The sequence below is a fragment of the Campylobacter sp. IFREMER_LSEM_CL2256 genome, from assembly GCF_025771645.1.
Lineage (GTDB): Bacteria > Campylobacterota > Campylobacteria > Campylobacterales > Campylobacteraceae > Campylobacter_D.
In genome coordinates this window covers 106,007-122,931 of record NZ_JAKMQQ010000002.1, presented here as the reverse complement: position 1 = coordinate 122,931, position 16,925 = coordinate 106,007, and the positions used below count along the sequence as shown (strand labels likewise).

Below are 16,925 nucleotides of genomic sequence, written 5' to 3'. Positions count from 1 at the left end.
GTGGCACTATGAAAAATATTATTTTTATGGGAACTCCCTCTTATGCAACATGTATTTTAAAAGAGCTTGTCGATAAAGGATTTAATATCCAAGCTTTATTTACTCAACCTGATAAACCTGTGGGAAGAAAACAAATTTTAACTCCAAGTGATACTAAAAAATTTGTTTTGGAAAATAATTTAAATATAGAAATTTTCACTCCAAAAAGCTTAAAAGATGAAAACACAATTAATGGAATAAAAAGCCTAAAACCTGATTTTATAGTTGTTGCTGCTTATGGGAAGATTTTACCAAAAGAAATTTTAGATATTGCTCCCTGTATCAATTTACATGCTTCCTTACTTCCTAAATATCGTGGCGCTTCACCTATACAAAGCGCTATTTTAAATGGGGATAAAATAAGCGGGGTTTGCACTATGCTTATGGAAGAAGGGCTTGATAGTGGTGCTATTTTAGAAAACATAGAATGTGATATAGAAGGTAAAAATTCAGCTGAAGTTTTTATTATGCTTTCCAATTTAGCAGCTAAGCTTACTATTTCTACACTTTTGAATTTTGAAAAAATTGTCCCAAAAAAGCAAGATGAAAGTTTAGTTACACATTGTAAAAAAATCAAAAAAGAAGATGGCTTGATTGCTTTAGATAGTGCAAGTGAAATCTATCAAAAATTTCTAGCTTTTACACCTTGGCCTGGAATTTTTTTAGAAAATGGTATGAAATTTTTAGACATAGAATTAGTTGATAGTGAAAAGACTCAAAAATCAGGTGTGATTTTGCAAGTAGAAAAGGAAAGCTTTTTGCTTTCATGTACAAAAGGTATTTTAAGGATTAAAACTTTGCAAGAAAGTGGAAAAAAAGTTTTAGACGCTAAGGCTTATTTAAATGGAAAAAGGTTAAAACTTGGAGATAGTTTATTTTGATGAACTTGAATCAACTCAAGTTTATTTAAGTGAAAAAATTCGTAGCGGAGAAATTACTAACAATACAGCCATTTGTGCTTTTATCCAAAGTGCTGGTATAGGTAGTAGGGATAATACTTGGCAAAGCAAGCAAGGAAATTTACATGTATCTTTTTGCATAAAAACTCAAGAATTAGCACAAGATCTTCCTTTGGCTTCTGCTAGTATATATTTTGCATTTTTAATGAAAGAAGTATTGCAAAGAAAAAATTCAAAAGTATGGATTAAATGGCCTAATGATTTTTATATAGAAGATAAAAAAATAGGCGGATTGATGAGTTCTAAAATCAATGATTTTTTGGTTGTAGGAATGGGGATTAATCTTAAATATGCCCCATTTAATGCTGAAATTTTAGATATAGAAGTGGATATAGCAAAACTTTTAAATGAGTATTTTTCTTATGTAGATGAGAAAATTTTATGGAAGAATATTTTTAGCAAGTATATGCTAGAATTTGAAAAATCAAGAAATTTTTTTATACATAATGAAGGTAAGATTTTATCTTTAAAAGATGCTTTGTTGTATAAAGATGGTTCTATATTGTTAGATAATAAAAGGATATATAGTTTAAGATGAGTGAGATAATAACTATTGCAAATCAAAAAGGCGGGGTGGGTAAAACTACTACCGCTATTAATCTAGCGGCTTCTTTAGCAGTAGCTGAAAAAAAGGTTCTTTTGATAGATATTGACCCACAAGCTAATGCTACAACAGGACTTGGTTTTAATAGAAGTAATTATGAATATAATATTTACCATGTTTTTATAGGTAGGAAAAAACTTTCTGAAATCATTTTAAAAACTGAGCTTCCGCAATTATATTTAGCTCCATCAAATATTTCTTTGGTTGGAATTGAGCAAGAAGTAGTAAAAGAAAGCGGAGAATATAGAACAATTTTAAGGGAAAAAATCAAAGAAATTGCCAAAGATTATGATTTTATTATCATTGACTCACCTCCTGCGCTTGGAAGCATTACAGTGAATGCTTTTGCAGCAAGTGATAGTGTTATTATCCCTATACAATGTGAGTTTTATGCACTTGAGGGCGTTGCGATGGTTTTAAACACTATTAAGTTTGTGAAAAAAACTATCAATCCAAAACTAAAAATAAAAGGCTTTTTGCCAACTATGTATAGCTCACAAAATAATCTTTCAAAAGATACTGTGGAAGATTTAAAGCAAAATTTCAAACAAAAGCTATTTAGAACAGGTGATAATGAAGATGATTTCATCATCATACCAAGAAATGTAAAACTTGCTGAAAGTCCAAGCTATGGAAAGCCTATTATACTTTATGATATAAAATCTCCAGGTTCAGTGGCATATCAAAATTTAGCACATTCTATATTAGGATAAAAAATGGCAAAAAAAAGTGCATTAGGAAGAGGTTTAAGTAGTATTTTGGCTGATATTGATGAGGTTTATGAAAAAGAATTAGGCTCTAATGAAGGCAGAATAGAAGAAATTGATATAGATTTAATTAGTCCAAACCCTTATCAGCCAAGAAAAAATTTTGATACCCAAGCTCTAGAAGAACTTGCAGGTTCTATCAAAGAATATGGTTTGATTCAGCCTGTTGTGGTTTTTAAAAAAGATGAATTTGATTATATTTTAATAGCAGGTGAGAGAAGATTTAGAGCATGTAAGCTTTTAGAAAAAGAACAAATTAAAGCTGTAGTTTTAAATGTAGATGATATAAAATTACGTGAGCTTGCTTTAATAGAAAATATTCAAAGAGAAAATTTAAACCCTATAGAATTAGCACATTCTTATAAAGAGTTATTAGAAATTCATGATATCACTCAAGAAAAATTAGCCGATCTTATTCATAAATCAAGACCTCAAATTGCTAATACTTTAAGACTTTTAAATTTAAATGAGCAAACGCAAAATTTCATTATAGAAGGTAAAATTTCACAAGGTCATGCAAAAGTTTTAGTGGGACTTGAAAAAGAAGAAGAAAAAATGATAGTTGATACTATCATAGGGCAAAAACTTAATGTAAGAGATACCGAAAAGTTAATTAAAAATTTTAAAAACACAAACCAATTAGAAAAAAACGCAACTTCAAACAAACAATATCAATCTATAATAAATTTAAAAGAAAAAATTGAATCTTTAGGCTTAAAAGTAAATGCAAAAGATTTAAAAATTACTATAAATTTTGAAAATGAAGATGAGGTTAGGGAATTTCTAAAGATATTAAATTAAATATGTTTTTAGGTATGTTTTGCTATAATTTCGCGTTTTATTTAGATTTATTTAGGAGTATTAATGTTTAATGATGTACATTTTTCCATCATGATAGCCACCGGTGTCATTTTTTTGCTTATGATAGCGATTTTAAATTCTATGCTTTATAAACCTTTGATTAAATTTATGGATTCTAGAGATTTAACTATAAAAAATGATGAAGAAAAAATGAAAAAAAATTCTGATGATGTTTCAAATGTAGAAAGTGAATTAGAAAAAATTCATATCCAAACAAGAGATGAAATCAATCAAATCAAAGCAAAAGCAATAGAAGAAGCTAAAATAAAACAAGAAAAAGAATTATCAACAAGAAAAAGAGAATTAGAAGATCAAATGCTTGTTTTTCTTAAAAGTCTAAAAGAAAAAGAAAAAGAGTTAAAAGAAGAAATGCGTTTAAAAATGCCAGAATTTAAACAAAGCTTTAAAAATAGCTTGAGTAAAATTTAAGGAAGATAAATGTTGAAAAAAATTACATTATTATCAATACTTCCTTTTTATGCTTTTGCAGCAGGTAATGGAAGTGGTGAGTATGATATTATTCCAAGAGCGGTTAATTTTGTTTTATTTGCTGCTATTTTGTATTATTTCATAGCAACACCTTTGAAAAATTTCTACAATGGTAGAATTGCAAAGATTGCATCTAGAATGAATGAAATTCAAGAAAAACTTATTGCAAGTAAAAATCATAAATTAGAAATGATGAAAAAATTAGATTTAGCCAAACAAGAAGCTGTTAATGCAGTTGCTCTTGCAAAAAAAGAGGCAGAAATTATTACTGAAAAAATCGAGAATGAAACAAAAATGGAAATTAAAGCTCTAGAAAAAACTTACGAAGAGCACAAAGAATATGAAATAAGAAAAATGGAAAAAGAAGTTGTGCAAGCAGTTTTAGAAGAAATTTTTGAAGATCAAAATTTACAGCTGCAACAAAAAGAAATTTTAAATATCATGATGAAAAAGGTGTCTTGATGGAAAAAGTAATTGCTAAAACATATGCAAAGGCAATATTAGAAAGAAATGATTTTGAAAATTTTTATTCTAATTTGTTAGAGTTAAGCTCAGCTTTTGCATCTAGTAAATTTATAGATATTTTAAATTCATACGAAATAAAACAAGACAAAAAATTAGAGTTAATACTTTCATTATTGAATAATCCAAGTGATGCTTTTAAAAATTTTATAAATTTGATTGTGGATAATAAAAGAGAAATGCTAATTCCAGAAATCACTAAAGAATTAAGTGAACAAAAAGCATCAAAAGAAAATACATTTTTAGGACAGGTTTACTCAAAAGAAAAATTAAGCGAAGAAGAAATTAAAAATTTAGAGGAAAGACTTAGTCTTAAATTTAATGCAAAAATTAGATTAGATAGTAAAATAAGTGATAATGACAGTGTAAAAATTAGCTTAGATGGACTTGGATATGAAATTTCATTTTCAATGCAAAGCTTAAAAGCTAAGATGAATGAATATATATTAAAAGCAATTTAAGGAGATTTGATGAAATTTAAAGCAGATGAAATTAGTTCTATTATAAAAGAAAGAATTGAAAAATTTGACTTTAATCTTGAAATAGAAGAAACTGGTAAAATTATTTCAGTTGCCGATGGTGTTGCTAAGGTATATGGCCTTAAAAATGCTATGGCTGGAGAGATGGTTGAATTTGAAAATGGCGAAAAAGGAATGGTTCTTAACCTTGAAGAATCAAGTGTTGGTATTGTTATTTTAGGTAAAGGACTTGGACTTAAAGAAGGAAGTTCTGTAAAAAGATTAAAAAAACTTTTAAAAGTTCCAGTTGGAGATGCGTTAATAGGACGTGTTGTAAATGCTTTAGGAGAGCCAATTGATGCTAAAGGCGTAATTGAAGCGAGCGAATATCGTTTTGTAGAAGAAAAAGCAAAAGGTATTATGGCTAGAAAAAGCGTTCATGAACCATTACATACAGGTATTAAGGCGATTGATGCTTTAGTTCCAATCGGTAGAGGACAAAGAGAATTAATCATCGGTGATAGACAAACAGGTAAAACAACTGTAGCAATTGATACAATTATTAGTCAAAAAGGTAAGGATGTTATTTGTATTTATGTTGCAATTGGTCAAAAACAAAGTACTGTAGCTCAAGTAGTTAAAAAGCTTGAAGAATATGGTGCAATGGATTATACTATAGTGGTGAATGCGGGTGCATCAGATCCTGCTGCATTACAGTATCTTGCGCCATATGCTGGGGTAACTATGGGTGAATATTTTAGAGACAATTCAAGACATGCATTGATCGTTTATGATGATTTAAGTAAACATGCTGTTGCATATCGTGAAATGTCTTTGATTTTACGTCGTCCTCCAGGTCGTGAAGCTTATCCAGGTGATGTGTTCTATCTACATTCAAGATTGCTTGAAAGAGCAAGTAAATTAAGTGATGAGCTTGGCGCGGGAAGCTTGACTGCACTTCCTATTATTGAAACTCAAGCAGGTGATGTTTCAGCTTATATTCCAACCAATGTTATTTCAATTACAGATGGTCAAATTTTCTTAGAAACAGATTTATTTAATTCAGGTATTCGTCCTGCGATTAATGTTGGTTTATCTGTATCTCGTGTTGGTGGTGCTGCGCAAATTAAAGCAACAAAACAAGTTTCAGGTACATTAAGACTTGATTTAGCTCAGTATAGAGAATTGCAAGCTTTTGCACAATTTGCAAGTGATTTGGATGAAGCTAGTAGAAAACAACTTGAGCGTGGACAAAGAATGGTTGAAGTTTTAAAGCAACCTCCATATTCTCCACTTTCACCAGAAAATCAAGTTGTGATTATTTTTGCAGGCACTAAAGGTTATTTAGATGATGTTGCAGTTTCGAAAATTGGAGAATTTGAAGCAGCTTTATATCCATTTATTGAGGCTAAGTATCCAGAAATTTTTGAGCAAATTAGAACTAAAAAAGCTTTAGATAAAGATTTAGAAGAAAAACTAGCTAAAGCATTGAGTGAGTTTAAAGCAAACCATATATAAGGTTTTTAAATGTCTAATTTAAAAGAAATTAAAAGAAAAATAAAAAGTGTTCACAATACACAAAAGACAACCAATGCGATGAAGCTTGTCTCTACTGCTAAACTAAGAAAAGCAGAAGAGGCAGCTAAAAAATCAAAGGTTTTTGCTCAAAAAATCGATGAAGTTTTATCAGAAATTGCGTTCAAGATCAATCAATACGATGGGCTTGATGACAAACTTCCATTTTTTAGAAAAAAAGATAATATAGAAAAAATGGATATTATTTTTGTCACAGCCGATAAGGGTTTGTGTGGTGGATTTAATATTAAAACCATTAAAGCCGTAAATGAAATGCTTGAAGATTGCAAAACAAAAAAAATCAAGGTAAGATTAAGAGCTATTGGTAAAACAGGTATAGAATATTTTAATTTTCAAAATATAGAAATTTTGGAAAAATATTTAGATACAAGTTCAAGTCCAGATTATGATAAGGCTTGTGCTATTATCCAAAAAGCTGTTGATGATTTTGTAAATGGCGTGACAGATAAAATTGTAATCATTCACAATGGTTATAAAAATATGATTTCTCAAGAAATTCGTATTAATGAGTTGTTGCCAGTAGAAGCTATTGTTGGTAAAGAAGAACAAAAGTCTGAATCTTTAATGGACTTAGAACCAGAAGATGAAGAAATTTTAAACGATTTGTTAAAAACTTATTTTGAATATAACATGTATTTTTCTTTAGTTGATTCTTTGGCAGCTGAACATAGTGCTAGAATGCAAGCCATGGATAATGCAACCAATAATGCAAAAGCTAGAGTTAAGCAGCTTAATCTAGCTTATAATAAAGCAAGACAAGAATCTATTACCACCGAGTTGATAGAAATCATCAGCGGTGTTGAGTCAATGAAATAAATTTAGGAGTGATGATGCAAGGTTTTATTTCTCAAGTTTTAGGACCAGTGGTTGATGTTGAATTTAAAGACTATCTTCCACAAATTAATGAAGCTATTATTGTTAATTATGAATTAGAAGGAAAAGAATGCAAGCTAGTTCTTGAAGTAGCTGCACATTTAGGTGATAATAAAGTAAGAACCATCGCTATGGATATGACGGATGGTCTTGTTAGAGGTTTAACAGCTGTTGCAACTGGAAATCCAATTAGTGTTCCAGTAGGCGAAAAAGTTCTTGGAAGAATTTTTAATGTAACGGGTGATTTGATTGATGAGGGTGAAGAAATCAATTTTGATAAACACTGGTCAATTCATAGAGATCCGCCTCCATTTGAAGAGCAAAGTACAAAAAGTGAAATCTTTGAAACAGGTATAAAGGTTGTTGATTTGCTAGCTCCTTATGCTAAGGGTGGTAAAGTTGGTCTTTTTGGTGGTGCAGGTGTTGGTAAAACCGTTATTATTATGGAATTAATTCACAACGTTGCATTTAAACACAGCGGATATTCGGTTTTTGCAGGTGTTGGCGAAAGAACTCGTGAGGGTAATGACCTTTATAATGAAATGAAAGAAAGTAACGTATTGGATAAAGTTGCATTGTGCTATGGTCAAATGAATGAACCACCAGGAGCAAGAAATCGTATTGCGTTAACAGGTCTTACTATGGCTGAGTATTTTAGAGATGAAATGGGACTTGATGTTTTAATGTTTATTGATAATATTTTTAGATTTTCTCAATCAGGTTCAGAAATGTCAGCGCTTTTAGGAAGAATTCCTTCAGCTGTTGGTTATCAGCCAACCCTAGCTAGCGAAATGGGTAAGTTCCAAGAAAGAATTACTTCAACCAAAAAAGGATCTATTACTTCAGTTCAAGCAGTTTATGTACCAGCAGATGACTTAACAGACCCTGCACCAGCAACAGTTTTTGCACACTTGGATGCAACAACTGTTTTAAATAGATCAATTGCTGAAAAAGGTATTTATCCAGCTGTTGATCCACTTGATTCTACTTCAAGAATGCTTGATCCACAAATTATTGGTGAAGAGCACTATAAAGTAGCACGTGGAGTACAATCAGTATTACAAAAATATAAAGATTTGCAAGATATTATTGCTATTTTGGGTATGGATGAGTTAAGTGAAGAAGATAAATTGATTGTTGAAAGAGCAAGAAAAATTGAAAAATTCCTATCTCAACCATTCTTCGTTGCTGAAGTTTTCACAGGTAGCCCTGGAAAATATATCAGCTTAGAAGATACAATTGCAGGATTTAAAGGTATTTTAGAAGGTAAATATGATGATTTACCAGAAAATGCTTTTTATATGGTTGGTAATATAGATGAAGCTATAGCAAAAGCTGAAACACTTAAAGAAGTTAGCAGAAAAGACGTTTGTTTAGATAATTGTAAAGTGGATAAGGCTAAAAAAGGTTAATTTATGCAAGATTTAATATCTTTAGAAATCATTACACCCCTTGGTATGATTTATCAAGGGGATGCAAGATTGGTAGTTCTTCCTGGAAGCGAGGGTGAATTTGGTGTTTTAAAAGGACATGCATCTTTAATCTCTTCTTTAAAAGCAGGAATTATAGATATAGAAAAATCAGATTCAACTCATGAATTAGTTGCTATTGATTCAGGTCATGCAAAAGTTTCTGAAACTAAAGTGAGTGTTTTAGCAAAAGGCGCTGTATGGGTTGGAGGAAATAGTGATAGTGAAATAGCAAAAAGATTAGAAGAAGCAAAAGATTTAATTAAATCTATGAGCAGTGATAGTATTGCACTTGCTTCTACTTTTGCTAAAATGGATAATAATGTAAGGCAAAAATAGTGGATTTTCAAGCAATTTTTCATTTTTTTGAAAATACAAGCTTAATCACTTATATAGTATTAGCTTGGCTTTCGGTGTATTTTATACTTAGTTTTAGTATATTATTTTCAAGGTTGATGCTTATTAATAAATGGACTCAAAATGAAAGCCAGGCTTTAGAAGCTTTAATGAGAGGCGAAAAAGATTTAAGTCAAAGTGCATCAATTTTAAAAAAATGTGTTGAAGTTGATGAAACAAAGATGAATATTTATAAAAATTCTGTAGAAAAAAAAGCTACGGTAGGGTTAACTTGGCTTAGCATTATCGCTTCAACCTCTCCTTTTATAGGTCTTTTTGGTACGGTTATTTCTATACTTGAAACTTTTGGTGGCTTAGAGATGCAAAATTCTTTAAGCATTATAGCTCCTAAAATCAGTGAAGCTTTAGTGGCTACAGGTTGTGGAATTTTAGTAGCGATTCCTGCATACAGTTTTCATTTGATTATTAAACGTAAAGCCTATGAATTGATTAATATCTTAGATAGCGAGATCAAAGTATTGGTAAGCTCTACAAAGGTATAGTTAATGTTTTTAGAAGAAAAACCTGAACTCAATATTACACCTTTGGTAGATATTATGCTTGTGTTGCTTGCTATTTTAATGGTAACAGCACCAAGTATCACATATGAAGAAAAAGTTCAACTTCCTCAAGGTTCGCAAAAAACTTCAAGTGCGCCAAATATTAAAAGTTTGATTATAACAATTAATGCAAAAAAAGAAATTTTTATAGGAAAAGATAAATTTGATTTTATAAGTTTTGCGGATAATATGAATGCTTTAAAAGTTCAGTATAATACTCAAGAGACAGTTTTTATCAGAGCGGATAAGAATCTAAAATATGATGATGTAATGAGTGTTTTAAGAACAATGAAACATTTAGGTTTCCAAAAAGTTGCTTTGCAAACTGAGTAAAAAATGGAAGAAAATTCTACACATAATCTTAAAGCTTTTATTTATGCAACTTTAGTTTATTTTTTTGTTGTTTTTTTGGTATTTTTTAAGTTGGTTGAGTATAAACCAAAAGCCATTGAATATACTGATGATCCTAATAGTTTTATCAATATAGAACTTGGAGATAGCATAAATCAAAATCAAGTAAATATGATACAAGAATTACAAAAAGAAAATCTACAAAGTTTATTTGAAGAAAATCTTCTACAAAAATACACTACCAATAAAAGCGTTAACACCCAAAATATAGAACAACAAGCAAGTGTTTTTAATGAGTTGTTTGGTAAAATAGAAGACTATCAAGAAGAAAAAACGACTAAAGTGCAATCTTCTATGCCTTCAAAAAAACCTACTTTTGCCCAAAGAGAAAAAATCAATGATTTTTCTAAGCAACTCAATGAAAATTTAAAAATAAATCAAGAATTAGGTCAATCTGTCATGGAGCAAAAAGTAGGGGTTTATGATCAATTCTTAGGCGCTGTTAGAAAATATCTTGAAGATAGATGGAGGATTTATAATCCTAGTGGTAACTTAAGTATAGAAGTAGAATTTGTAATTGATAATAATGGTTATTTTTACCTGTTAAACACTACTAGTGCACATAGTGATAATTTTGATAAAAAAGCAGAAGAATTTTTACAAAATTTAGAAGGAAAATACATAACTTTACCTCCAAATGGTAAAATAAGAAAAATTAAAATGCAACTTAGTGATATAATTGAGTTTAAAACGGAGAAACAATGAAAAAAATACTAGTATTTTTATTTTTTTGTTCAGTATTATTTGGACAAGATGCAACAATATCTGTTGTTAATAAAGGTATGCAATTGCCAAAAATTTATATTAAAGATCAGTCTAAATTGAATGATTTAGATCTTAAAAAAAGTTTTTATAACATGCTTGTTAATGATATAAAAGTAAGTTCAAATTTTGAGATAACTCAAGATGAAAAACAAGGTGATTATATTTTTTCTTATATATTAAATAAAAACGGCAAACTTTTAGATATTGATGTTGAAATCTTAGCTGCAAATGAAACTAAAACAAGATTTTATGAACAAATTCTTTCCATCGAAGAGTATCCATTTTTAGCACATAGAAGTGTTGCTCAAATGAATAAAAAGTTAGGTTTTGCTCCGGTTGATTGGATGGATCATAAAATTTTAATAGCTAGAACACAAGGTAGTAAGCAAAGTGATATTTTATTAGCAGATTATACTTTAACTTACCAAAAAGTATTGATTTCAAAAGGTTTAAATTTGTTTCCTAAATGGGTAAATAAAGAACAAAATGCATTTTATTTTACTGCCTATGAAGATGAGATTCCAACTCTTTATAAATATAATATGAAAAATAAAAATATAACAAAAATTATTGCTAGCAAAGGTATGATGGTTGCTTCTGATGTGAGTGATGATGGTAAAAAAATTTTACTTACCATGGCTCCAAAAGATCAACCTGATGTATACTTGTATGATGTAGATTCAAAAAATCTGACACAAATTACAAACTATATGGGTATTGATGTAAATGGCAATTTTGTTGATGGTGATAAAAAAATTGTATTTGTGTCTGATCGCTTAGGCTATCCAAATATTTTTATGCAAAATTTAGATTCAAATTTAACAGAACAAGTTGTTTTTCATGGTAAAAATAATTCTTCGGTTTCTACTTATAAACACTACATGGTTTATTCTAGTAGAGAAGTAAATCAAAGCGGAGTTTTTAATCTTTATTTAATGTCAACCCAAAGCGATTACATAAGACAACTCACTGCAAATGGTAAAAATCTTTTTCCAAGATTTTCAAGTGATGGAGAAAGTGTTGTGTTTATTAAGTACTTAGGCTCTCAAAGTGCTTTAGGTGTTATTCGAATTAATGCAAATAAAGCTTTTCATTATGGCTTAAAAGTGGGTAAAATTCAATCAATTGATTGGTAAAATACTAAAATCATATTTTTTTTGTTATAATTAAATTATGATTTTTAAATAAACAAAAGGGGAAATCAATGAAAAAAATCATTTTTGCTTCAATTACTGCATTTGCTGTTATTGTAAGTGGTTGTGCTACTAAAAACACTAGCGTTAGTAGTTCAAGTAGTGTAGATGGCTCAAAAGGTAGCGGTGGATCTGATAGATTTGAAAATCTTGAATCTTTAAATTCTGTAGCAAATGTATATTTTGATTTTGATAAATTTAATGTTAGATCAGATATGCAAAAGGTTATTGCAAATAATGCTGAAATCTTTAATAAAGAAGCTGCTAATGCTGCAATAGTAGTTGAAGGAAACTGTGATGAGTGGGGGACTGATGAGTATAATCAAGCTTTAGGTTTAAAAAGAGCTAAAGCAGTAAAAGAATCTTTAGTAGCTCAAGGTGTTAGCGCAGATAGAATTAGCGTTAAAAGCTACGGAGAAACTAATCCTGTATGTACTGAAAGAACAAAAACTTGCGATGCTCAAAATCGCCGTGCAGAATTTAAATTATCAAAATAAGTTTTAAATAAATGAAATTAAAATTATTATCAGTAGCTCTTTTAGGAGCTACTTTTTTACACGCTGAAATTTCAGCTTTTGATGCAGGAAAAGTAGATACAAAAACACCTTATGGTTTAACTCAAAATGAAAAATTACAATATGAAAATCAAGAACGCCTAAGGGCATTGAATGAATATTATACAAATTTAACAAGTAAAATAAATACAGCAGTAGAGAATATAGAAGGATTGCAAAGTGTAACAGAGGGTTTGAATGCTCAATATTCAAAAGCTAACACAAAATTGCTTTCATTAGAAGAAACTTATCAAAATTTTGACGCAAACATAACTCAAGAAATTCAAAATTTAAGAGCTTATGTGGAGGAAAATAGGCAAATTCAAGAAAAAAATCATCAAGAAATTCAAAAAGTTTTAAGTGAAATTACAACTTTGATTAATAAAATCAATGATGATTATATTTCAAAAGAAGATATGAATAAAACCATAACCTTTTTTCAGTCTGAAATAGCTAGAGTGCAAAATCAAACAAAAATTACTTCGGTTGTTCCTGTTGTAAGTGATGATAATAAAACCGAAGAAATCATTCAAGATGTAAATGAAACTCAAGATGAAGTGATTGAAGTAAAAGATGATAGTTGGAAAAAATTACAATCTAGTGAAATTTTGAAAAAAGCGATAGAAGAAACTAATAAAAATCAATTTGAAGATGCAAAAGAAAAATTTGAACATCTAATAAGTATTCACTACAAACCTGCTAGATCTACTTTTTGGCTTGGAGAAATAAGATATAAACAGCAAGATTACGCAGGTGCTTTGGGATTTTATAAGAAAAGTTCTGCTATAAGCACTAAAGGCGATTATGTACCAAAATTGCTTTATCATACAGCTATTAGCTTAGATAAGGTTGGGGATCCAAAAAGTGCAAATAAATTTTATAAAGCTTTAAAGACGGCTTATCCTGATAGTCCTGAAGCAAAAGTTTCGCCAGATAGAAAATAACAAAGGAGATAAAATGGCTATAGAAAAAAATAGTGTAGTTTCAATGTTTTATGAATTAAAAGATGCAAATACTAATGAAGTTTTAGAATCAAATATTTATGCTGAACCTATTTCTTTTATTTTAGGTAAGGGTCAAATTTTAGAAGGATTAGAAGAAGAAATTCAAAAGCTTGATGCTCCTTGTAATGCTGATATTGTGATAAAAAAAGAAAATGCTTTGGGCGAATATGATGCAAATGCATTACAAACTTTACCAAAAGAGCAGTTTGCAGGGATTGATTTGCAAGTTGGTATGGAGCTTTTTGGCGAAGGTGAAGATGGTAACACGGTAAGAGTAATTGTTAGAGAAATCACCGAAAATGAAGTTACTATTGATTACAATCATGCTTATGCAGGAAAAGACCTGTTGTTTTCAATCAATATTGTAGATGTTAGAGCTGCAAGTGAAGATGAAATTTTAACAGGAATTATTGCAGGCAGTAGAAGCTGTGGATGTGGTGGTGGAGGACATCATCATGATCATCATCACGGACATGGCGGCGGTGGATGTTGTGGTGGCCACGGACATGGCGGCGGCGGTTGCTGCGGTGGTCATTAATGAATAGCGCATTTATTTTCCCAGGTCAAGGTTCTCAAAGTGTTGGCATGGGTTTGAGTTTTTATGATAATTCTAAAAAAGCGAAAGAATTATTAGATAATGCTAGTGATTTTTGTAAAATTGATTTTAAAAATTTGCTTTTTAAGGAAAATGAAAATTTAAATAAAAGCGAATTTACACAAATGGCCATAGTATTAAACTCACTAATGGCTTATGAAGCTTTGAAAGAGCAAGTTGATATAGAAGCTAAGTACAGCCTAGGTCATTCGCTAGGAGAATTCAGTGCTTTAGCAACCCAAGATGCATTTAGCTTTTTAGATGTTATAGCACTTGTTAATAAACGCGGTAAGTTTATGCAAGAAGATTGCTCTAAAATAGAAGCTGGTATGATGGTGATTTTAGGGCTTGAAGATAAAGTGGTAGAAGAACTTTGTCAAAAAGCATTGAGTGAGAAAAAAAACATTTTTGCGGCTAATTATAATTGTGATGGACAAATTGTAGTAGCAGGTTTAAAGGCTGATTTAGCTTCTTATGAGAGTGAGTTTAAAAATGCAGGAGCTAAAAGAGCTATGCTTTTGAACATGAGCGTTGCAAGTCATTGTCCATTATTAAAAAATGCATCTTTAAAACTTACAAAAGAATTAGAACCTATTTTAAAAGAGAGCTTTAAAAGCGTAGTGTCAAATGTTAATGCAAAAGTGTATAATGATAAAAATCAAGCCCTAATGCTTTTAAGCGAGCAACTCATCAAGCCTGTTCTTTATAAACAAAGTATTAAAGCAATAGATGAAGAAGTAGATTTTTATATAGAATTTGGTGCAAATGTGTTAAAGGGATTAAATAAAAAAATCACTCAAAAAGAAACTTATACTTTGAGTAAAATAGAAGACATTGATGAAATTTTAAAGGTAATTAAATGAAAATAGCTATTTTAGGAGCTATGCCTGAAGAGGTCACTCCTTTACTAGAAACATTAAAAGAGTATCAAACAATAGAATATGCAAATAATACTTATTATCTTGCAAAATATAAAAATCATGAATTAATTATTGCTTATTCTAAGATAGGGAAAGTCAATTCTGCCCTTAGTGCGACTATTATGATAGAAAAATTTAAAGCCGAGCTTTTACTCTTTACGGGTGTGGCTGGTGCTTTTAATCCTAGTTTAGAAATAGGGGATTTAATCTATGCTACAAAATTAGCTCAATATGATTTAGATATCACAGCTTTTGGGCATCCGCTTGGCTATGTTCCTGGTAATGAAATTTTTATAAAAACAGATGATAAGCTAAATAATCTTGCCATAGAAGTTGCTAAAGAACTTGGTATTAAATTACAATCAGGTGTTATCGCTACGGGTGATGAGTTTATTTGTGATGAGAATAAAAAAGCAAAAATTAGAGAAATTTTTAATGCAGATGCTTGTGAAATGGAAGGAGCTAGTGTGGCTTTGGTGTGTGATGCTTTAAAAATTCCATGTTTGATTTTAAGATCTATGAGTGATAAAGCAGGTGAGAAAGCTGAATTTGACTTTGATGAGTTTGTAGAAAAATCAGCCAAAATTTCAGCTAATTTTGTTTTAAAAATTTGTGAGAAATTATGATAAATCTTAGTAAAAAACTAATCAGAGAAGTAGCTAAAGCTAATGCTAAATTTTCTTTAATAGGAGACAATGATAAAGTTTTATTAGGGCTTAGCGGTGGAAAAGATTCGCTTGCCTTAGCACATCTTTTAAAGCGTATGCAAGCACATGCGCCTTTTAAATTTGAACTTAAAGCAGTAACTTTAAGCTATGGCATGGGTGAAGATTATACTAAACTTCATAATCACTGCAAAGAACATGATATTGATCATGAAGTGATTGATTCTAATATTTATGAAATTTCAGGTGATACGATTAGAAAAAATTCAAGTTTTTGTAGCTATTTTTCAAGAATGAGGCGTGGTGCTTTATATACTTATGCTTTGGAAAATGGTTTTAATAAATTAGCTATAGCTCACCATTTAGATGATGCGGTAGAGAGTTTTTTTATGAATTTTATTTATAATGGCTCTCTTAGGAGTCTAGCTCCCAAGTATAAAAGCAAAAGAGGTGTAGAGGTTATTCGTCCTTTGATTTTTGTAAGAGAAAGACAATTAAGAGAAAATGCTATTAATAATGAATTAGAAGTAATTGGTAATGAATTTTGTCCTGGCATGAAATTAAGTGAAAAAAATGTAAAATTTCCTCATGCAAGAGAAGAAGCTAAGCAGCTTTTAGCAAATTTAGAAAAAGAAAATCCAAAATTATTTACAAGTTTAAAAACTGCATTTGAAAATATCCACACGGATAGCTTTTTTATGGTCAAGGATAATGGCTAATCTTTTAGTTGTTGTTGATTATCAAAATGATTTTATCGATGGTAGCTTGGGTTTTGAAGAAGCTACCAAGATAAAAGATAATATTCTTGTTCTTTTAAAAAATCATCAAGGTGATATTGTTTTTACTTTTGATACGCATGATGAAAATTATTTAAAAACTCAAGAAGGAAAAAATTTACCTACTTATCATTGCATTAGAGATACTTTAGGTTGGCAAATGCCAGGTGATTTTGATGTGTATTTAAAAAATGCAAAAAAAATATTTTATAAGAATGCTTTTGGTAGCTTAGAATTAGCCAATTTTTTAAAACAAAATTATTATGAAAGTATAGAATTTTGTGGTCTTGTTTCACATATTTGTGTATTTAGTAATATTATTTTAGCTCAAAGCGCTAGCATTAACTCAAAAATTATATTACATAAAAATGCAACAGCGAGTTTTAGTAAGTCTTTGGAAAATAGTGCATATGAAATTTTGCAAGCTTATGGCATAGAACTTTTATAAA

General features: G+C 30.0%; 22 protein-coding genes. All 22 read left to right on the top strand.

The genetic code is table 11. The features are described 5' to 3' along the window. Positions 1-8: 8 nt before the first annotated feature. The 22 genes from fmt to L8U00_RS01580 all read left to right on the top strand — a co-directional run bounded on the left by fmt (position 9) and on the right by L8U00_RS01580 (position 16,924). Complete coding sequence (fmt, locus tag L8U00_RS01685; protein ID WP_263708338.1) at positions 9-920, top strand: methionyl-tRNA formyltransferase; 912 nt, start codon at positions 9-11, stop codon at positions 918-920. Next, positions 901-1,536: a biotin--[acetyl-CoA-carboxylase] ligase gene (locus L8U00_RS01680; RefSeq protein WP_263708305.1), complete on the top strand. Its 636-nt coding sequence runs from the start codon at positions 901-903 to the stop codon at positions 1,534-1,536. The genes fmt and L8U00_RS01680 overlap by 20 nt, the downstream gene beginning before the upstream one ends. Beyond that, a complete protein-coding gene (locus L8U00_RS01675; RefSeq protein ID WP_012660935.1) occupies positions 1,533-2,315 on the top strand; it encodes a ParA family protein in 783 nt (260 codons plus the stop codon). Before L8U00_RS01680 ends, L8U00_RS01675 begins: the two co-directional genes overlap by 4 nt. A 3-nt stretch (positions 2,316-2,318) precedes the next feature. After that, the gene (locus L8U00_RS01670) at positions 2,319-3,170 is read left to right on the top strand and encodes a ParB/RepB/Spo0J family partition protein (RefSeq protein ID WP_263682549.1); all 852 of its coding nucleotides are present in this window, start codon (positions 2,319-2,321) and stop codon (positions 3,168-3,170) included. Between the two features lie 63 nt (positions 3,171-3,233). Further along, on the top strand, positions 3,234-3,659 hold the full coding sequence (locus L8U00_RS01665) for a FoF1 ATP synthase subunit B' (RefSeq protein WP_263708304.1): 426 nt from the start codon (positions 3,234-3,236) through the stop codon (positions 3,657-3,659). Positions 3,660-3,668: 9 nt separating this feature from the next. Further along, the gene (locus tag L8U00_RS01660; RefSeq protein ID WP_263663540.1) at positions 3,669-4,181 is read left to right on the top strand and encodes a F0F1 ATP synthase subunit B; all 513 of its coding nucleotides are present in this window, start codon (positions 3,669-3,671) and stop codon (positions 4,179-4,181) included. Then, on the top strand, positions 4,181-4,702 hold the full coding sequence (locus tag L8U00_RS01655) for a F0F1 ATP synthase subunit delta (protein ID WP_263708303.1): 522 nt from the start codon (positions 4,181-4,183) through the stop codon (positions 4,700-4,702). Before L8U00_RS01660 ends, L8U00_RS01655 begins: the two co-directional genes overlap by 1 nt. A 9-nt stretch (positions 4,703-4,711) precedes the next feature. Then, positions 4,712-6,217 (top strand): F0F1 ATP synthase subunit alpha, encoded by a 1,506-nt coding sequence (gene atpA / locus L8U00_RS01650; RefSeq protein WP_012660940.1) that lies wholly within the window; start codon positions 4,712-4,714, stop codon positions 6,215-6,217. Between the two features lie 9 nt (positions 6,218-6,226). Continuing rightward, on the top strand, positions 6,227-7,111 hold the full coding sequence (atpG, locus tag L8U00_RS01645; RefSeq protein ID WP_263663543.1) for an ATP synthase F1 subunit gamma: 885 nt from the start codon (positions 6,227-6,229) through the stop codon (positions 7,109-7,111). 14 nt (positions 7,112-7,125) lie between these two features. Next, positions 7,126-8,580 carry a F0F1 ATP synthase subunit beta gene (gene atpD, locus L8U00_RS01640; protein WP_039667925.1) on the top strand — a complete coding sequence of 485 codons (1,455 nt, stop codon included), beginning with the start codon at positions 7,126-7,128 and terminating at the stop codon, positions 8,578-8,580. A gap of 3 nt (positions 8,581-8,583) precedes the next feature. Continuing rightward, positions 8,584-8,976, top strand: coding sequence for an ATP synthase F1 subunit epsilon (gene atpC / locus L8U00_RS01635; RefSeq protein WP_012660943.1), 393 nt, complete (start codon positions 8,584-8,586; stop codon positions 8,974-8,976). Beyond that, complete coding sequence (locus L8U00_RS01630) at positions 8,976-9,536, top strand: MotA/TolQ/ExbB proton channel family protein (protein ID WP_173787088.1); 561 nt, start codon at positions 8,976-8,978, stop codon at positions 9,534-9,536. The genes atpC and L8U00_RS01630 overlap by 1 nt, the downstream gene beginning before the upstream one ends. Before the next feature lie 3 nt (positions 9,537-9,539). Continuing rightward, entirely contained in the window at positions 9,540-9,926 is a 387-nt protein-coding gene (locus L8U00_RS01625) for an ExbD/TolR family protein (RefSeq protein ID WP_012660945.1), read from the top strand. A gap of 3 nt (positions 9,927-9,929) precedes the next feature. Next, positions 9,930-10,709, top strand: coding sequence for a TonB C-terminal domain-containing protein (locus L8U00_RS01620; protein ID WP_263708302.1), 780 nt, complete (start codon positions 9,930-9,932; stop codon positions 10,707-10,709). Next, positions 10,706-11,905 (top strand): Tol-Pal system protein TolB, encoded by a 1,200-nt coding sequence (gene tolB, locus L8U00_RS01615; RefSeq protein ID WP_263708301.1) that lies wholly within the window; start codon positions 10,706-10,708, stop codon positions 11,903-11,905. The genes L8U00_RS01620 and tolB overlap by 4 nt, the downstream gene beginning before the upstream one ends. 68 nt (positions 11,906-11,973) lie before the next feature. Then, entirely contained in the window at positions 11,974-12,459 is a 486-nt protein-coding gene (pal, locus tag L8U00_RS01610) for a peptidoglycan-associated lipoprotein Pal (protein ID WP_263678394.1), read from the top strand. Positions 12,460-12,470: 11 nt separating this feature from the next. Next, positions 12,471-13,460, top strand: coding sequence for a tetratricopeptide repeat protein (locus tag L8U00_RS01605; protein ID WP_263706448.1), 990 nt, complete (start codon positions 12,471-12,473; stop codon positions 13,458-13,460). A gap of 13 nt (positions 13,461-13,473) precedes the next feature. Further along, a complete protein-coding gene (locus L8U00_RS01600; protein ID WP_263660726.1) occupies positions 13,474-14,058 on the top strand; it encodes an FKBP-type peptidyl-prolyl cis-trans isomerase in 585 nt (194 codons plus the stop codon). Continuing rightward, complete coding sequence (gene fabD, locus L8U00_RS01595) at positions 14,058-14,978, top strand: ACP S-malonyltransferase (protein ID WP_263708300.1); 921 nt, start codon at positions 14,058-14,060, stop codon at positions 14,976-14,978. Before L8U00_RS01600 ends, fabD begins: the two co-directional genes overlap by 1 nt. After that, positions 14,975-15,661, top strand: coding sequence for a 5'-methylthioadenosine/adenosylhomocysteine nucleosidase (locus tag L8U00_RS01590; protein ID WP_263708299.1), 687 nt, complete (start codon positions 14,975-14,977; stop codon positions 15,659-15,661). Before fabD ends, L8U00_RS01590 begins: the two co-directional genes overlap by 4 nt. Next, the gene (locus L8U00_RS01585) at positions 15,658-16,419 is read left to right on the top strand and encodes an ATP-binding protein (RefSeq protein WP_263678398.1); all 762 of its coding nucleotides are present in this window, start codon (positions 15,658-15,660) and stop codon (positions 16,417-16,419) included. Before L8U00_RS01590 ends, L8U00_RS01585 begins: the two co-directional genes overlap by 4 nt. After that, positions 16,412-16,924 carry a cysteine hydrolase family protein gene (locus L8U00_RS01580; RefSeq protein WP_263708298.1) on the top strand — a complete coding sequence of 171 codons (513 nt, stop codon included), beginning with the start codon at positions 16,412-16,414 and terminating at the stop codon, positions 16,922-16,924. The genes L8U00_RS01585 and L8U00_RS01580 overlap by 8 nt, the downstream gene beginning before the upstream one ends. The last annotated feature ends 1 nt before the right edge of the window (position 16,925 follow it).